The organism is Hyphomonas sp. FCG-A18 (assembly GCF_045287255.1).
In the GTDB taxonomy this organism is placed as follows: Bacteria; Pseudomonadota; Alphaproteobacteria; order Caulobacterales; family Hyphomonadaceae; genus Henriciella.
The window spans coordinates 1,232,016-1,246,501 of the sequence record NZ_CP137142.1; the positions used below are offsets into that span (position 1 = coordinate 1,232,016).

Genomic DNA, 14,486 nt, shown 5'->3' on the forward strand with positions numbered 1-14,486 from the left:
CGGGCCAATGAGTGGTTTGATCGAACAGAACGGAATGCTGGTAGGCTGGCTGATGGTGATCGGCCAGATGCTGCTATTTACCGTTGTCTTGCTTTTATCTCTCGCTTTCCTGCTGCTGATGGATCGCAAGGTCTGGGCGGCTGTGATGATGCGGAAAGGCCCGAACGTGGTCGGTCCATTTGGTCTGTTGCAGAGTTTTGCGGATTTCGGGAAGTTTCTGATCAAGGAAATCGTGATCCCGGCAGGGGCGAATAAAACCGTCTTCCTGCTTGCACCAATCCTGACTTTGACGCTCGCCTTTGCGGCTTGGGCGGCCATTCCAGTGGCGCCGGGCTGGGTGATTTCTGACCTGAATGTCGGAATTCTTTATCTCTTCGCGGTGTCTTCGCTTGGTGTTTACGGGATCATTATGGGCGGTTGGGCCTCCAACTCGAAATACCCGTTCCTTGGATCGCTACGCTCAGCAGCGCAGATGGTCTCCTATGAGGTTTCGATTGGCCTCATCATTGTAACGGTGATCCTGCTGGCTGGTTCTATGAACCTCTCTGTCATCGTGAATGCACAGGATGGTGGCCTGCTGACATGGCACTTGTTCACAGTTGAACACATTCTGATGTGGCCGGTCATGGTCGTGATGTTCGTGATGTTCTTCGTCTCGGCTCTTGCGGAAACAAACCGTCCACCATTCGATCTTCCGGAAGCCGAATCTGAACTCGTTGCCGGGTATCAGGTGGAGTACTCCTCCACGCCATACCTGCTGTTCATGATCGGGGAATACCTCAACATCGTTCTGATGTGTGCGATGATGACCATTCTGTTCCTGGGTGGTTGGCACGGTATCGTTCCGATGGGCGCAGACTTTGTGAACCAGTTCCCGGCCTGGATTGTGAACCTTGGGCATCTGGCCTGGTTCATGGCTAAGGTTGTCTTCTTCTTCTTCCTCTTCGCCCTCGTTAAAGCCGTGGTTCCGCGTTATCGCTATGATCAGCTGATGCGTCTGGGCTGGAAGATCTTCCTGCCGACAGCTCTGGCTGCGGTAGTGATCGTTGGCGGCTATGTTGTTTACGCAGGAGTTCAGGCATGAGCGTGATGCAGACCATACGCGGCGCATTGCTGACGGACTTTCTCTCAGCGTTTGGCTTGGGAATCCGGGAAATGTTCCGTCGCAAGGCCACAGTGAACTATCCCTTTGAGAAGAACCCGCTGAGCCCACGTTTTCGCGGAGAGCATGCTTTGCGCCGCTACGCCAATGGCGAAGAGCGCTGCATCGCCTGTAAACTGTGTGAGGCGATCTGTCCGGCACAGGCCATTCATATTGAAGCTGAACCGCGTGAAGACGGTAGCCGTCGCACGACGCGTTATGACATCGATATGGTGAAGTGCATCTATTGCGGTTTCTGTCAGGAAGCCTGCCCGGTTGATGCCATTGTCGAGGGACCGAACTTCGAGTTCGCAGCGGAAACTCGTGAAGAACTGTATTATGACAAAGAGCGTTTGCTGGCGAATGGGGATCGCTGGGAGCGTTTGATCGCAAAGAATTTGGAGCTGGACGCGCCTTATCGCTAGGGCGCGGATTAATTTTGGTAGGGCGGCAATCGTCGCCGGAAGGGAACTGGGGCTAAGCCCGTGGAAGTCATTGCCTTTTATATCTTCGCGGCCATTGTGACCGTATCGGCGCTCGCTGTTATCATGGCGAAGAACCCGGTGCATTCGGTCCTTTGGCTTATCCTTGCTTTCTTTACCTCGGCAGGATTGCTCGTGCTTATCGGTGCAGAGTTTCTCGCCATGCTGCTTGTCGTCGTCTATGTCGGCGCGGTTGCCGTGCTCTTCCTGTTCGTGGTGATGATGCTCGACGTTGACTTTGTTGAGTTGAAACAGGGGACGCTGCGCTACTGGCCGTTTGCGACCCTGATCGGCATTACCTTCATTGCCCAGATTGCGATTGCCGGTTTTGCCCGTGAAAGCAGCGCGAACGCCAATTTCAATCCGGCCCCTGATGCGCCAACCAATACCGAAGCGATCGGCCAGGTCATGTACACCGATTACTTCCTGTTGTTTCAACTGGCGGGCCTGATCCTGCTGGTGGCGATGATTGGTGCGATTGTTCTGACCCTTCGCCACAAGCCTCACGTGAAACGCCAGAATATTGCCAAGCAGACCAGCCGTCGCCGCAAGGATGCGACCGAGAAGGTCAGCGTTGAACCCGGGAAAGGACTCTAAATATGGACCTTACCGTCAATCACTTTGTGGGTTTGTCTGCGATCCTCTTCACGATCGGGGTTGTTGGCATCTTCGTGAACCGCAAGAATATTATCGTCATTCTGATGGCGATCGAGCTGATCCTGCTTTCGGTCAATATTAACCTTGTCGCTTTTTCCGTGTTCAGTGGAACGATTGAGGGACAGATATTCGCCATGCTGGTTCTGACCGTTGCGGCGGCTGAAGCGGCTGTTGGCCTTGCCATCCTTGTTGTCTACTTCCGCAATCGCGGTGATATTGCGGTCGAGAGCGTCGACCTGATGAAAGGGTAGGGCGCGATGTTACCTGATAGCTTTCTGATCTTTATCGTTCTTGCGCCGGGTCTCGCTGCGGCGATTGCTGGGCTTTTACCACGTTATATTGGTGACCGCGGTGCCATGGTTGTAACCACGGCGACCGTTGGGCTTGCTGGTATTCTCTCGCTTTATCAGCTGTTTGCTTATGCTGCGGGTATGGGCGGGGAGCATGCGGTTCACGCGGCCGATACTGGCCATGCCGCCAGCTATGTTGGCGGGCACGTGATCAAGCTGATGACGTGGATTGATGTTGGCCAGTTCCAGGCCGATTGGGCGATCCGGGTCGATGCCATGTCGATCGTCATGATGGCCGTGATAACCAGCGTTTCTGGCCTCGTGCACCTCTACAGCTGGGGCTATATGGCCGACGATCCGCACCGCGCGCGCTTCTTCAGCTATCTATCACTCTTCACCTTTGCGATGTTGATGCTGGTGACCGCCGACAACTTCATCCAGCTCTTCTTCGGCTGGGAAGGTGTGGGCCTTGCCTCCTATTTGCTGATCGGTTTCTGGTACACAAAGAAAGCGCCGAACGATGCATCCATCAAAGCCTTTGTCACAAACCGGGTTGGTGACTTTGGCCTCGCGCTCGGCATTATGGCCGTCTTCCTTGTCTTTGGCTCTGTCGAGTTTGAGCCTGTGCTCAGCGCGATTAAGGAGAATGCTGAAGTCGTGCCGCTGGCACTTGCTGAAGCCGGGAATGTGCGTGAGCTCATTATCCCATTCCTAAATTGGGATGTGCCTGCGCTAGAGCTGATTGGTGTTTTGCTGTTCATCGGTGCGATGGGGAAATCAGCCCAGTTCTTCCTGCATGTCTGGTTGCCAGACGCGATGGAGGGTCCGACCCCTGTATCCGCGCTGATCCACGCGGCGACCATGGTGACGGCCGGGGTTTACCTCGTCTGTCTTGTGTCACCGATTTATGAGTATGCCCCGTTTGCGGCGGCGATGATTGCGCTGGTTGGGTCTGTCACCGCGCTTTATGCGGCGACGGTTGGTCTGGCGCAGAATGACATTAAGCGCGTTATTGCTTACTCAACCTGTTCGCAGCTCGGCTACATGTTCTTTGCTGCCGGGATCGGGGCCTATGAGGCCGCGATGTTCCACCTGTTCACGCACGCTTTCTTTAAGGCCTTGCTCTTCCTTGGTGCTGGCTCGGTTATTCACGGCGCGCACCATGAGCAGGATATGCGCAACATGGGCGGTTTCGCGAAGTATATGCCGCTAACCTATGGCGCGATGATGATTGGTACGATTGCGATTATCGGCCTTGGTCTTCCGCATGTCTGGGGTCTGTCCGGCTTCTTCTCCAAGGATGCCATCATTGAGACGGCCTATGCCGCTGGAACCGCTGGTGTTACCTTCGGCCAGCTTGCCTTCTGGTTTGGCATTATCGCAGCCCTGCTGACCAGCTTCTACAGCTGGCGTCTGGTCTATATGACTTTCCACGGCCCACGGGCTGAGGTTGCGCATGATGACCATCACGATGATGCGCACGCCCATGACGATCATGGTCACCATGGCGATCCACATGAGTCACCATTGGTGATGTTGATTCCGCTCGGCATCCTGAGTGTCGGTGCAATCTTTGCCGGGTGGTATTTCTATGACGCCTTTGTCGGTCATGACTATAAAGCCTTCTGGGATGGTGCAATTTACACGGCCAAAGAGAACACGGTCCTGAAAGACAAGTATGATGTTCCCGGTTGGGTCTTCTGGGCTCCGGTCACCGTGACCATTATCGGCTTCGTGCTTGCGACATTCACCTATCTGTTCAATCGTGGGGTCGGGAAGCGTATTGCGGATAATCGCGGACCGCTCTGGAGCCTCTTCTATAACAAGTGGTATTTTGACGAGATTTATCAGGCCACTTTGGTCAAGGGATCAGCCTGGCTCGGCAATATCTTCTGGAAGGGCGATAAGAAGGTTATCGACGGGATTGGCCCGGATGGGGTGTCTAACCTCGTTAAATGGGGCTCTCGCCGTCTCTCAGCCATGCATACCGGCTATCTCTATCATTATGCGTTTGTGATCATTGGTGCGGCCTTGATCTTTGGCGCAATCCTGTTCTGGCGCAGCGGAGGCGCGGGCTAATATGGATTTCCCAATTCTCACTGCGGTGACGTTTACACCGCTGGCTGGTGCCTTGCTGATCCTGCTGTTGAAAGCCCTGACGGGGTCTCAGCGGACGGCTGATGGTGAAGTGGTCGAAGACAATCGCGTCATGTACGCCGGGTTGCTCTTCTCAGTCGCAACCTTCCTGGTTTCTTTGTTGATGCTGGTCGGGTTTGATCCGGCCAAAGAAGGTTATCAGATGGTCGAGGAAGTCAGCTGGTATGCTGGCATCCAATACAAGATGGGCGTTGACGGTATGTCATTGCTGCTCGTCCTGTTGACGACTTTCCTAACGCCAATTGCGCTATTTGCCAGTATCGGTTCGGTAAAGCATCGTCTGACCGAGTACATGGTCGCTTTCCTCGTGCTTGAGACCTTCATGATCGGAGTTTTCTGCGCGCTCGATCTGGTCCTTTTCTATGTCTTCTTCGAAGCAGGCCTGATCCCGATGTTTATCATCATCGGCGTCTGGGGCGGGGCTGACCGGATTTATGCGAGCTTTAAATTCTTCCTCTACACACTGCTGGGGTCGCTCTTCATGCTGGCCGCGATTGTCTACATGTACCTGACCGCCGGGACATCCGACATTGTTGCGCTTGAAAGCTTCCGCTTTGATGGCGGCGCACAGACCTGGCTCTGGTTGGCTTTCTTTGCTTCCTTTGCAGTGAAATTGCCGATGTGGCCCGTGCATACCTGGCTGCCCGATGCCCACGTTCAGGCCCCGACGGCCGGTTCGGTCATTCTGGCCGGTATCCTACTGAAGATGGGTGGCTATGGCCTTCTGCGCTTTAGCTTGCCCATGTTCCCGGAAGCGAGCGAGCTGTTCCAGCCACTTGTCTTTGTGCTATCAGTTGTCGCGATCGTCTATGCGTCGCTGGTGGCCTGGCGCCAAACCGACATGAAGAAGCTGATCGCGTATTCCTCTGTCGCGCATATGGGCTTTGTGACGCTGGGCATTTTCTCGTTCACCGAGATTGGCGTCCAAGGCGCGATCTTCCAGATGATCTCCCACGGTCTGATCTCTGGCGCGCTCTTCCTGATCGTTGGTGTTGTCTATGACCGGATGCATACCAGAGAGATTGCCGCCTATGGTGGTCTGGTGGGTAAAATGCCGGTCTATGCAACGCTCTTCATGTTGTTCACAATGGCCAATGTCGGCCTGCCGGGCACGAGTGGCTTTGTTGGCGAAATTCTGACCATGGCGGGGGCTTTCCAGGCTAGCACATGGGCGGCCTTCGGGGCGGCCCTGGGCGTGATCTTCTCAGCTGTTTACATGCTGACCCTCTATCGCCGTGTAATGTTTGGTGAGATGACCAATCCGGCACTGGAAGGCATCCAGGATGTGAATACCAAGGAACTGATCTGCCTCGTTCCACTCGCCATCGGTACAATACTACTGGGTGTGATGCCAAACCTGATTTTTGATATGACGCGCGAGACCAGTCTTCGCGCCCTGGCCATGTTGGCTGGAGGATAAGCGCTATGTTTGACCTTGAAGCCGTAATCATCACGCTTGCCCCTGAGCTGCTCTTGGCAGCGGCAGGCCTGATTGGTGTTTTGCTGGGCGCATTTATGGGCGACCGCTTTAATAGCCTGTCATTCAAGTTTGGCGCGCTTGTGCTGTTCGGGGCTGCGATCCTCGCTGGCCTGCATTGGGATGGTGGACGCGCGTTTGATGGGCTTGTGCAAACCAGCTCTTTTGTGAGTTTTGCCAAAGTCGTCAGCTTTATTTGCGCAGGGATTGCTGTGTTGATGGCCGAGGGTTTCCTTAATCGTCATGGCACGCACCGCTACGAATATTCACTGCTGATCATTTTTGCGGCGCTTGGTATGGGGATCACACTGTCCTCAGCCAACTTCATGACGCTTTACCTCGGCGTCGAGATGCTTTCGCTGTCATCCTATGTCTTGGCATCTTTCCACCGGGATAGTGCGCGGTCTGCTGAGGCGGGTCTGAAATATTTCGTGCTTGGCGCGCTGGCATCTGGCCTGCTGCTCTATGGTATTTCGCTCGTTTACGGCTTTACGGGCAGCGTCACATACAGCGCAGTTGCCGCAACAGAGCCGGGTATGGGCATGTTGTTCGGCATGGTGCTGATGATCACTGGCCTTGCTTTCAAAGTCTCTGCCGCGCCCATGCACGTCTGGACCCCGGATGTTTATGAAGGTAGCCCGAGCCCGGTTGTCGCCTTCTTCGCTACCGCACCGAAAATGGCGAGCATGGTCGTCTTCGCGATCATCATGTTCACGGCCTTTCCGCAGGTTATGGCCTTCCAGAACTGGCAGATCATTATCGGCATCATCGCTGCGGCCTCTATGCTGGTCGGCGCCTTTGGCGCGCTGATCCAGACAAACCTGAAGCGTTTGCTGGGGTATTCATCCATTGCCAATATGGGCTATGCGCTTGTCGCTGTCGCCGCTGGCGCAGAGTACGGTGGCACAGCTTTGCTGATGTTCATGACCGCTTATGTGATCGCTGCCCTCGGCTTGTTTGGCGGTGTCCTCTCCATGCGTCGCGAAGGTGGTATGGTTGAGAACATCAATGAACTGGCGGGCCTCGTGCGGCGCCAGCCAGCACTGGCTCTGGCTTTGACGGTTCTGGTCATTTCAGTCTCTGGCTTCCCGCTGGCTTTTGGCTTCCTCGGAAAACTTGCAGTGTTTGAGGCGGGGATTGATGCGGGCCTGTTGCCGCTAATCATTATCCTCGTACTGAGTTCTGTGATTGCCTTTGGCTATTATCTCCGACTGATCCTGATCATGTGGGTGAGTGACCCGGTTGAAGACTTTGAACCTGTTGATGGCTGGGTGACCGGCAGCGTCTATGTCACAGCGCTGGCCAGCATTAGCTTGTTTATCTTCGTGTCGCCGTTCAGTGAATTGGCGAGGAGTGCGACAGAGAGCCTGTTACCGTGATCAAAGGCGCGCCAGTTTACTGGTACGATGAGATTGATAGCACCAGCGAGGAAGCCAAAAGGCGTGCCCGCAAGGGAGAGGCTGGCCCTGTCTGGATCGCGGCACGTCGTCAGACGGCAGGTCGGGGGCGGTTAGGGCGCCAGTGGTCGTCGCCAGACGGTAACTTGTTTACATCCGTTTTATTTGTCCCACCTGGTGGACTTGGCCTGGCGGGGCGTGTCCCGTTTGCGGCGGCGCTGGCGGCAGTTGATGCGTGTAAGGCAGTGCTGCCGAGTGTTGGCTTCAAACTGAAATGGCCAAATGATGTCCGGGTTGATCGAGCTAAGCTGACAGGCATCCTCGTCGAGTCCGGAGAGACCAATGGTGTTGTCTGGGTCGCGCTGGGTATTGGGATCAATGTTCTGGTTGCACCTGAACTTGACGGACAGGAGACCGTAAGCCTGAACGCGCTTGGGGCGCCGCATGGCCTATCCGCCGATGATGTGCTGAGCAGCTTGCGAGAAGCTCTGGAAAACCGCCTGACACAAGCCCAGAATGCGTTTCCAGCGCTCCTGAATGACTGGAAAACCAATGCCGAAGCATTGGGGCAGGAAGTGGAAGCTGGCCCGGTTGATGCACGTGTTACCGGGATTTTCGAAGATCTCGCCGAAGATGGTGGTCTCATCCTGCGATTGCCGGATGGTAACAGACAGACCATAAGGGCAGGTGACGTCGAATTGGTAAGACAGGTCGAATAATGCTGCTGGTTATTGATATCGGGAACACGAATACAAGTTTCGCGCTGCATAGCGGCAAGGATTGGGTCGCGCGCTGGCGCAGCTCAACCGACCCGAGCCGGACGGCTGATGATTATGCCGTCTGGCTTGCCGCCTTGATGCAGATGGAAAGCCTTGAACTGTCCCATATCAAAGCCTGTATCGTCTCCTCAGTGGTGCCGCAGGCAAAGTTCAATTTCCGCAATCTCTCGCGTCGGTATTTCGATGCTGAGCCGGTCTTCGTTGGTGACCCGGAAACCAAGCTGGGCGTGCCCATCCGGATCCGCCGCCCTGAACAAGTTGGAGCAGACCGACTTGTAACGACGATCGGCGCGCACCAGATTTATCAAGGCCCAAAACTGGTCATTGATAGCGGCACAGCGACGACATTCGATGTGGTTGGGGCCGATGGCGGCTTTGAAGGTGGGATAATCTCTCCCGGGATCAATCTGTCTATGCGGGCGCTACACGACGCTGCGGCGCAATTGCCGCGAATTGCGATACAGCAGCCGGCCAAGGTGATCGGCCAGGATACGGTATCGGCCATGCAGTCCGGTGTGTTCTGGGGCTATGTTGATTTGATCGATGGCCTTGTCCGACGTGTGAAGCATGAATATGGCGGTGACTTGACGGTGATTGCCACGGGCGGCGTTGCGTCGCTCTTTGAAGGTGCAAGCGACACCATAGATCATTTTGACCAGAGTTTAATGGAGGTCGGCCTGCTTGAGGTCTACCGCCGAAATATAAAAGATTGAAACGAATTATATGAACGAAAATAATAACGCTGAGCTTGTCTTCCTGCCCTTGGGTGGATGTGGCGAGATCGGCATGAACCTGAATGCCTATGGCTATGGCCCTGAGGAAGACCGCCGCTGGATTCTGATCGATGTTGGCGTGACCTTTGGCGGGGAAGATACGCCGGGTATTGACCTGATCACGCCTGACCCATCCTTCTTTGAGGATAAGGGGGATCTGATTGACGCCATCTTCCTGACCCATGCGCATGAAGACCACATTGGCGCGATCGGCCTACTCCTACCGCGTTTGCAAACCCGGGCACCGATCTATGCAACGCCCTTTACGGCGCATCTGGCGCAGGCAAAACTGATTGAACGTGGCCTGAAACAGGTGTCGATCAATGTCATTCCGCTTGAGGGCGAGGTAGAGGCTGGACCTTTCAAGGTTCGCTACATCACATTGACGCACTCCATTCCTGAGCCGAACGCATTGTCTCTGGAAACCCCGCTTGGGACAATCCTGCACACGGGCGATTGGAAGATTGATCCTGATCCTCAGCTTGGTGAGACGACGGATATTGAGGGCCTTACAGCGCTTGGTGACAAAGGTGTTGTGGCCATGGTTTGCGATAGCACGAATGTCTTTGTTGAGGGCGAAAGTGGCTCAGAAGGCGTGGTTCGCGAGAACCTGATCAAACTGATTGGCTCCCTGACGGGACGAATTGCGGTCACCACTTTTGCTTCGAATGTCGCGCGGGTGGCAAGTGTCATTGAAGCGGCCCGTCTGGCTGGGCGCAGTGTCTGTTTGGTTGGGCGCTCTATGCATAAGGTGACAGATGCCGCCGTCGCAACTGGTGTGATTGAAACGCTACCCGACCTGATTGATGAGGAGGCCGCTGGCAGCTTGCCGGATGACAATCTACTCTTCCTCTGCACTGGCTCACAAGGTGAAGCCCGCGCTGCGCTTGGTCGGATCAGTCGTGACGATCACCGCCATATCAGCCTTGGTGATGGCGATACCGTGATCTTCTCTAGCCGGGTCATTCCGGGCAATGAGAAGGGCATCTTCGAGATGCAGAATGCGCTGGCAGAGAAGGGCGTTCGCATCATCACGGACCGCATGACGGAAGGGCCGATTCATGTCTCCGGGCATCCAGCGCGCGATGAGTTGCGCCGGATGTATAGTTGGGTTCGGCCCAAGATTGCCGTGCCCGTGCATGGTGAGCGCCGTCATATCGTTGAGCACGCCGCCTATGCGAAAAGCCTGCAGGTCGGGCAGGCGGTCACCCCGCGCAATGGCGATATGATCCGCCTCGCGCCCGGTGATGCTAAAATCATCGATACGGTGCCGAATGGCCGCTTGTATCTAGATGGCAATCGACTGGTCCCGGCAGAGAGTGAGGGTCTGAAGGAACGGCGCGGCCTCTCACAATGGGGGTATGTCTCGGTCTCAGTTGCGATTGATGAAGATGGTGACGTCGTTGACGGGCCACTAATTGCCGCTAGAGGCTTGTCTGAAACCGATGGGCGGAGCGCTGATGAGAGCCTGATTGATGTCGACGAAGCCGCTGAAGAAGCGCTCAATGGCTTGAAGAAACGCAAGCGTCTGGACGATGAAGACGTTGAACGCGCGCTTGTCCGCGCAGTGAAACGCCAATGCGAACGGACGTTTGGACGCAAGCCCATCGTTGATGTCAGTGTGCTAAGAGTGTGATTGTAGGAGACTCAAGATGACAGATTTCAAGATTGGACCGCTCAATCACGTTGGTGTTGCTGTACCGGATATTGAAGCCGCGATGGACACCTACCGCACACTTTACGGCGCGACAGACATTACGACGCCGTTCGACATGCCAGCACAGGGCGTGAAAGTCTGTTTCGTCAATCTGCCCAACAGCCAGATCGAACTGATTGAGCCGCTGAATGAGGAAAGCCCAATCTGGAACTTCATTCAGAAGAACCCGAAAGGCGGGCAGCATCATGTCTGTTTCGAAGTTGAGGACATCCACGAGGCTGTGCGTGAGATGAAGGATCGCGGCGCAACTGTTCTGGGTGAACCGCGGATCGGTGCACACGGTACGCCAATCATTTTCGTACACCCGAAGAATTCCAATGGTGTCCTGATCGAGTTGATGGAAACGCCAAAGGATGGGGCACACTAAATGGACCCGGTCGGAACCGTCGTTGTCTTCTTTATCAGTTGGTGGATCTGTCTTCTGGCGGTCCTGCCAATTGGTGTGAAGGGCCAGTTTGAGGATGGTGGCGAGGTGATTGAGGGGTCCGAAGAGGGCGCCCCTAAAGAGCCTATGCTGCGCAAGAAGGTTATCTGGGCAACGTTAGGGGCGGTCGGTTTGACCATACTCGCCCATTTTGTGATCGTTCCTTATCTGGCAGGGTAGGCTTTCGGCTCGATCAAGTCCCACAGGTTTCCCCATGGGTCACTGAACACAGCAACCGAGCCGTAGGGTTCGTGGCGTGGTTCTTCCTTGAAGGTTACGCCAGCCCGTTTCATTGCTGCGTAATCACGGTCAAAATTATCCGTATTCAGGAAGAAGCCAACCCGACCTCCAGTTTGGTTGCCAATAGCCGCTTCCTGCTTTGGGCCGTCAGCCTTTGCCAGCAATATCGCGGTCTGCGCGCCCTTCGGGGCGACACGAACCCAGCGCTTGGTCTCACTGCGCTTGGTATCCTCAAGCAGTTCAAAACCGAGCTTGCCGACATAGAAATCTATTCCGGCATCATAATCCGGCACGACAAGGGTGATGAGCGCGATGGTCTGGGTCACGCCACTTCAACCTCGGCTGGGTCATAATTCAGGATTGGACCCAGCCAGCGTTCAGCCGTGCGCATCTCCATGCCTTTGCGGGAGGCATAGTCCGCGACTTGATCACGCTCGATCCGGCCCACGGCGAAATAAACTGCTTCAGGATGAGCGATATAGAGGCCGGAGACTGCAGCTGCTGGTGTCATCGCGAAGCTTGTCGTCAATTCCATGCCAATGCGATCAGCCTGTAGTAGCCGGAAAAGCGTTTCCTTTTCAGTATGGTCCGGCTGACACGGATAGCCGGGGGCCGGGCGGATACCCTCATAGGCTTCTTTGATCAGGGCCTCATTATCGAGATCCTCATCACTGGCATAGCCCCAATGGGTTTTGCGGACCTGTTCATGCATGTACTCGGCCATGGCTTCAGCGAAGCGGTCGGCAAGCGCCTTGACCATGATGGCGGAATAATCATCGCCTTTGGCTTCGAACGCCTTGGCGATTTGTTCAGCTTCCGGGCCAGAGGTCACGGCGAAGCCGCCAATATGATCACCGGCTTCAGCGACAAAATCTGACAGCGCGAAATTCGCCCGCTCATTATCCTTCATCATCTGCTGGCGGAGCGTATGGAAGACTTCGCCGCTCTCAAGCACAATATCGTCGCCGCTGCGTTTGGCAGGCCAGAAACCAATCACGGCTTTCGGTTTGAACCAGTCCTGCCCGAGGATTTGCTGCATCATGACTTCGGTATCACGCCACAGGTCACTGGCGGCTTCGCCGACAATCTTGTCTTCGAGGATTTGCGGGAACCGCCCAGCGAGATTCCAGCTGGAGAAGTATGGCGTCCAGTCAATGTAGCGGGCGAGCACAGAGAGGTCGAAATCCTCCAGCACTTTTGTGCCCGTGAACGATGGGGCAGGGGCCGGGCCTGTCTGGAGTTTATGGGCATGCTGACGGGCCACAGCGATCGGATGGCGCGGCTTTGGTGGTCCGCCTGAACGGCTATCGCGCATACGCTGATATTTCGCCTGCGTTGTTTCCACAAAAAGTGGGCGTTCATCATCGGAGAGCAAGGTGGAAACGACACCAACCGCGCGGCTGGCATCGGTAACGTGGACGGTTGGGCCGTTCTGACGGGCCGGATCAATCTTCACGGCGGTATGTGCCGGGCTGGTCGTGGCGCCGCCGATCAGCAGGGGTTGCGTCATCCCGGTGCGCTGCATCTCACGTGCGACATAGACCATTTCATCAAGGCTGGGTGTGATGAGGCCAGACAGGCCGATAATGTCGACCTTTTCATCCTCAGCTTTGGCAAGAATATCCTCGCATGGCACCATGACGCCCATGTCGACAATCTCATAACCGTTACAGGCGAGGACGACGCCAACAATATTCTTGCCGATATCATGCACATCCCCTTTGACTGTGGCCATGAGGACTTTGCCTTTGTTCTGGTCAACGGTTCCCAGCTCGACTTTTTCCGCTTCCATGAACGGGTCGAGATAGGCGACAGCCGCCTTCATCACGCGGGCTGACTTCACCACTTGCGGCAGGAACATTTTACCTGATCCGAACAGGTCCCCCACGACATTCATGCCATCCATTAAGGGGCCTTCGATGACATGAAGCGGGCGAGCCGCCGCAGCGCGAGCTTCCTCAATATCTTCCTCGATAAATTCTGTAATCCCGTTGACGAGGGCATGTTCGAGGCGTTTCTCAACCTTCAGCTCGCGCCAGGACATGTCTTTCTCAGCCGTCTTGCCTTTCTGGCCACGGAACTGTTCGGCGTAATCGACAAGGGCCTCAGTGGCATCTGCATTGCGGTTGAGAATGACATCTTCGACCAGATCGCGAAGCTTCGGTTCGATCTCGTCATAGATGTCGAGCTGACCCGCATTGACGATGCCCATGTCCATGCCTGCAGGGATCGCGTGATAGAGGAAAACCGAGTGCATCGCCCGGCGCACGGGCTCATTGCCGCGGAAGGAGAAACTGACATTGGAAAGCCCGCCGGAGACGTGACAGCCCGGACAGGTCTCGCGGATCACGCGCGTCGCCTCGATGAAGTCCACAGCATAGCTATTGTGCTCTTCGATCCCGGTGGCCACCGCGAAGATGTTCGGATCGAAGATGATGTCTTCGGGCGGGAAGCCGACGGTCTCAGTCAGGATTTTGAATGCGCGCTGGCAAATCTCAATCTTGCGCGGCGCGGTATCGGCCTGCCCAACCTCATCAAAGGCCATCACCACGACAGCCGCGCCATAAGACAGGCATTTGCGAGCCTGCTCAATGAATTGCGCTTCGCCCTCCTTCATCGAGATGGAGTTGACGACAGCCTTGCCCTGCACGCATTTCAGACCTGCCTCGATCACCTCCCACTTGGAGCTGTCAATCATGACGGGGACACGGGCAATATCAGGCTCAGCCGCAATCAGGTTGAGGAATGTCGTCATGGCGAGCGCGCCATCCAACATGCCCTCGTCCATGTTCACATCGATAATCTGAGCGCCATTCTCAACCTGCTGGCGCGCGACTTCTACAGCGGCCGCATAATCACCCGCCGTGATCAGTTTCCGAAAGCGCGCAGAACCCGTGACATTGGTCCGCTCGCCAATATTGACGAAAGTAGTGGAGGCTTGGGAGGTCATAT

Annotated in this window: 14 protein-coding genes; 12 read left to right on the forward strand and 2 right to left on the reverse strand. The window is 55.5% G+C overall.

Translation table 11 applies throughout. The features are described 5' to 3' along the window. Positions 1-7: 7 nt before the first annotated feature. Genes nuoH through RYZ27_RS06150 form a run of 12 tightly spaced genes read left to right on the forward strand, consistent with a single transcriptional unit; the run spans position 8 to position 11,474 of the window. Positions 8-1,084 carry an NADH-quinone oxidoreductase subunit NuoH gene (nuoH, locus tag RYZ27_RS06095; RefSeq protein ID WP_406681484.1) on the forward strand — a complete coding sequence of 359 codons (1,077 nt, stop codon included), beginning with the start codon at positions 8-10 and terminating at the stop codon, positions 1,082-1,084. After that, on the forward strand, positions 1,081-1,566 hold the full coding sequence (nuoI, locus tag RYZ27_RS06100; RefSeq protein WP_406681485.1) for an NADH-quinone oxidoreductase subunit NuoI: 486 nt from the start codon (positions 1,081-1,083) through the stop codon (positions 1,564-1,566). The genes nuoH and nuoI overlap by 4 nt, the downstream gene beginning before the upstream one ends. Before the next feature lie 60 nt (positions 1,567-1,626). Then, complete coding sequence (locus RYZ27_RS06105; RefSeq protein ID WP_406681486.1) at positions 1,627-2,220, forward strand: NADH-quinone oxidoreductase subunit J; 594 nt, start codon at positions 1,627-1,629, stop codon at positions 2,218-2,220. Between the two features lie 2 nt (positions 2,221-2,222). Beyond that, positions 2,223-2,531 carry an NADH-quinone oxidoreductase subunit NuoK gene (gene nuoK / locus RYZ27_RS06110; protein WP_406681487.1) on the forward strand — a complete coding sequence of 103 codons (309 nt, stop codon included), beginning with the start codon at positions 2,223-2,225 and terminating at the stop codon, positions 2,529-2,531. 6 nt (positions 2,532-2,537) lie between these two features. Further along, complete coding sequence (gene nuoL, locus RYZ27_RS06115; protein WP_406681488.1) at positions 2,538-4,649, forward strand: NADH-quinone oxidoreductase subunit L; 2,112 nt, start codon at positions 2,538-2,540, stop codon at positions 4,647-4,649. Position 4,650: 1 nt separating this feature from the next. Further along, entirely contained in the window at positions 4,651-6,147 is a 1,497-nt protein-coding gene (locus RYZ27_RS06120; RefSeq protein WP_406681489.1) for an NADH-quinone oxidoreductase subunit M, read from the forward strand. 5 nt (positions 6,148-6,152) lie between these two features. Next, on the forward strand, positions 6,153-7,583 hold the full coding sequence (locus tag RYZ27_RS06125) for an NADH-quinone oxidoreductase subunit N (RefSeq protein ID WP_406681490.1): 1,431 nt from the start codon (positions 6,153-6,155) through the stop codon (positions 7,581-7,583). Beyond that, on the forward strand, positions 7,580-8,320 hold the full coding sequence (locus RYZ27_RS06130; protein WP_406681491.1) for a biotin--[acetyl-CoA-carboxylase] ligase: 741 nt from the start codon (positions 7,580-7,582) through the stop codon (positions 8,318-8,320). Before RYZ27_RS06125 ends, RYZ27_RS06130 begins: the two co-directional genes overlap by 4 nt. Further along, the gene (locus RYZ27_RS06135; RefSeq protein ID WP_406681765.1) at positions 8,317-9,093 is read left to right on the forward strand and encodes a type III pantothenate kinase; all 777 of its coding nucleotides are present in this window, start codon (positions 8,317-8,319) and stop codon (positions 9,091-9,093) included. Before RYZ27_RS06130 ends, RYZ27_RS06135 begins: the two co-directional genes overlap by 4 nt. Before the next feature lie 10 nt (positions 9,094-9,103). Next, positions 9,104-10,789, forward strand: a complete 1,686-nt coding sequence (locus RYZ27_RS06140) for a ribonuclease J (protein WP_406681492.1) — start codon at positions 9,104-9,106, stop codon at positions 10,787-10,789. A 16-nt stretch (positions 10,790-10,805) separates the two neighbouring features. After that, positions 10,806-11,237 carry a methylmalonyl-CoA epimerase gene (gene mce / locus RYZ27_RS06145; RefSeq protein WP_406681493.1) on the forward strand — a complete coding sequence of 144 codons (432 nt, stop codon included), beginning with the start codon at positions 10,806-10,808 and terminating at the stop codon, positions 11,235-11,237. Continuing rightward, on the forward strand, positions 11,238-11,474 hold the full coding sequence (locus RYZ27_RS06150) for a DUF1467 family protein (protein ID WP_406681494.1): 237 nt from the start codon (positions 11,238-11,240) through the stop codon (positions 11,472-11,474). Here the strand turns inward: RYZ27_RS06150 and RYZ27_RS06155 are convergent. Continuing rightward, positions 11,459-11,860, reverse strand: a complete 402-nt coding sequence (locus RYZ27_RS06155; RefSeq protein ID WP_406681495.1) for a VOC family protein — start codon at positions 11,858-11,860, stop codon at positions 11,459-11,461. The two genes, RYZ27_RS06150 and RYZ27_RS06155, sit on opposite strands and share 16 nt — an antisense overlap. Further along, entirely contained in the window at positions 11,857-14,484 is a 2,628-nt protein-coding gene (gene metH / locus RYZ27_RS06160) for a methionine synthase (RefSeq protein WP_406681496.1), read from the reverse strand. Before metH ends, RYZ27_RS06155 begins: the two co-directional genes overlap by 4 nt. Between the last annotated feature and the right edge of the window lie 2 nt (positions 14,485-14,486).

What these genes read in the sequence shown, in the direction of transcription:
- nuoH (WP_406681484.1), top strand. Translation starts at nt 8, where the DNA reads ATGAGTGGTTTGATCGAACAGAACGGAATGCTGGTAGGCTGGCTGATG.
- nuoL (WP_406681488.1), top strand. Translation starts at nt 2,538, where the DNA reads ATGTTACCTGATAGCTTTCTGATCTTTATCGTTCTTGCGCCGGGTCTC.
- nuoI (WP_406681485.1), top strand. Translation starts at nt 1,081, where the DNA reads ATGAGCGTGATGCAGACCATACGCGGCGCATTGCTGACGGACTTTCTC.
- RYZ27_RS06120 (WP_406681489.1), top strand. Translation starts at nt 4,651, where the DNA reads ATGGATTTCCCAATTCTCACTGCGGTGACGTTTACACCGCTGGCTGGT.
- RYZ27_RS06140 (WP_406681492.1), top strand. Translation starts at nt 9,104, where the DNA reads ATGAACGAAAATAATAACGCTGAGCTTGTCTTCCTGCCCTTGGGTGGA.
- RYZ27_RS06150 (WP_406681494.1), top strand. Translation starts at nt 11,238, where the DNA reads ATGGACCCGGTCGGAACCGTCGTTGTCTTCTTTATCAGTTGGTGGATC.
- RYZ27_RS06125 (WP_406681490.1), top strand. Translation starts at nt 6,153, where the DNA reads ATGTTTGACCTTGAAGCCGTAATCATCACGCTTGCCCCTGAGCTGCTC.
- metH (WP_406681496.1), bottom strand. Translation starts at nt 14,484, where the DNA reads ATGACCTCCCAAGCCTCCACTACTTTCGTCAATATTGGCGAGCGGACC.
- nuoK (WP_406681487.1), top strand. Translation starts at nt 2,223, where the DNA reads ATGGACCTTACCGTCAATCACTTTGTGGGTTTGTCTGCGATCCTCTTC.
- mce (WP_406681493.1), top strand. Translation starts at nt 10,806, where the DNA reads ATGACAGATTTCAAGATTGGACCGCTCAATCACGTTGGTGTTGCTGTA.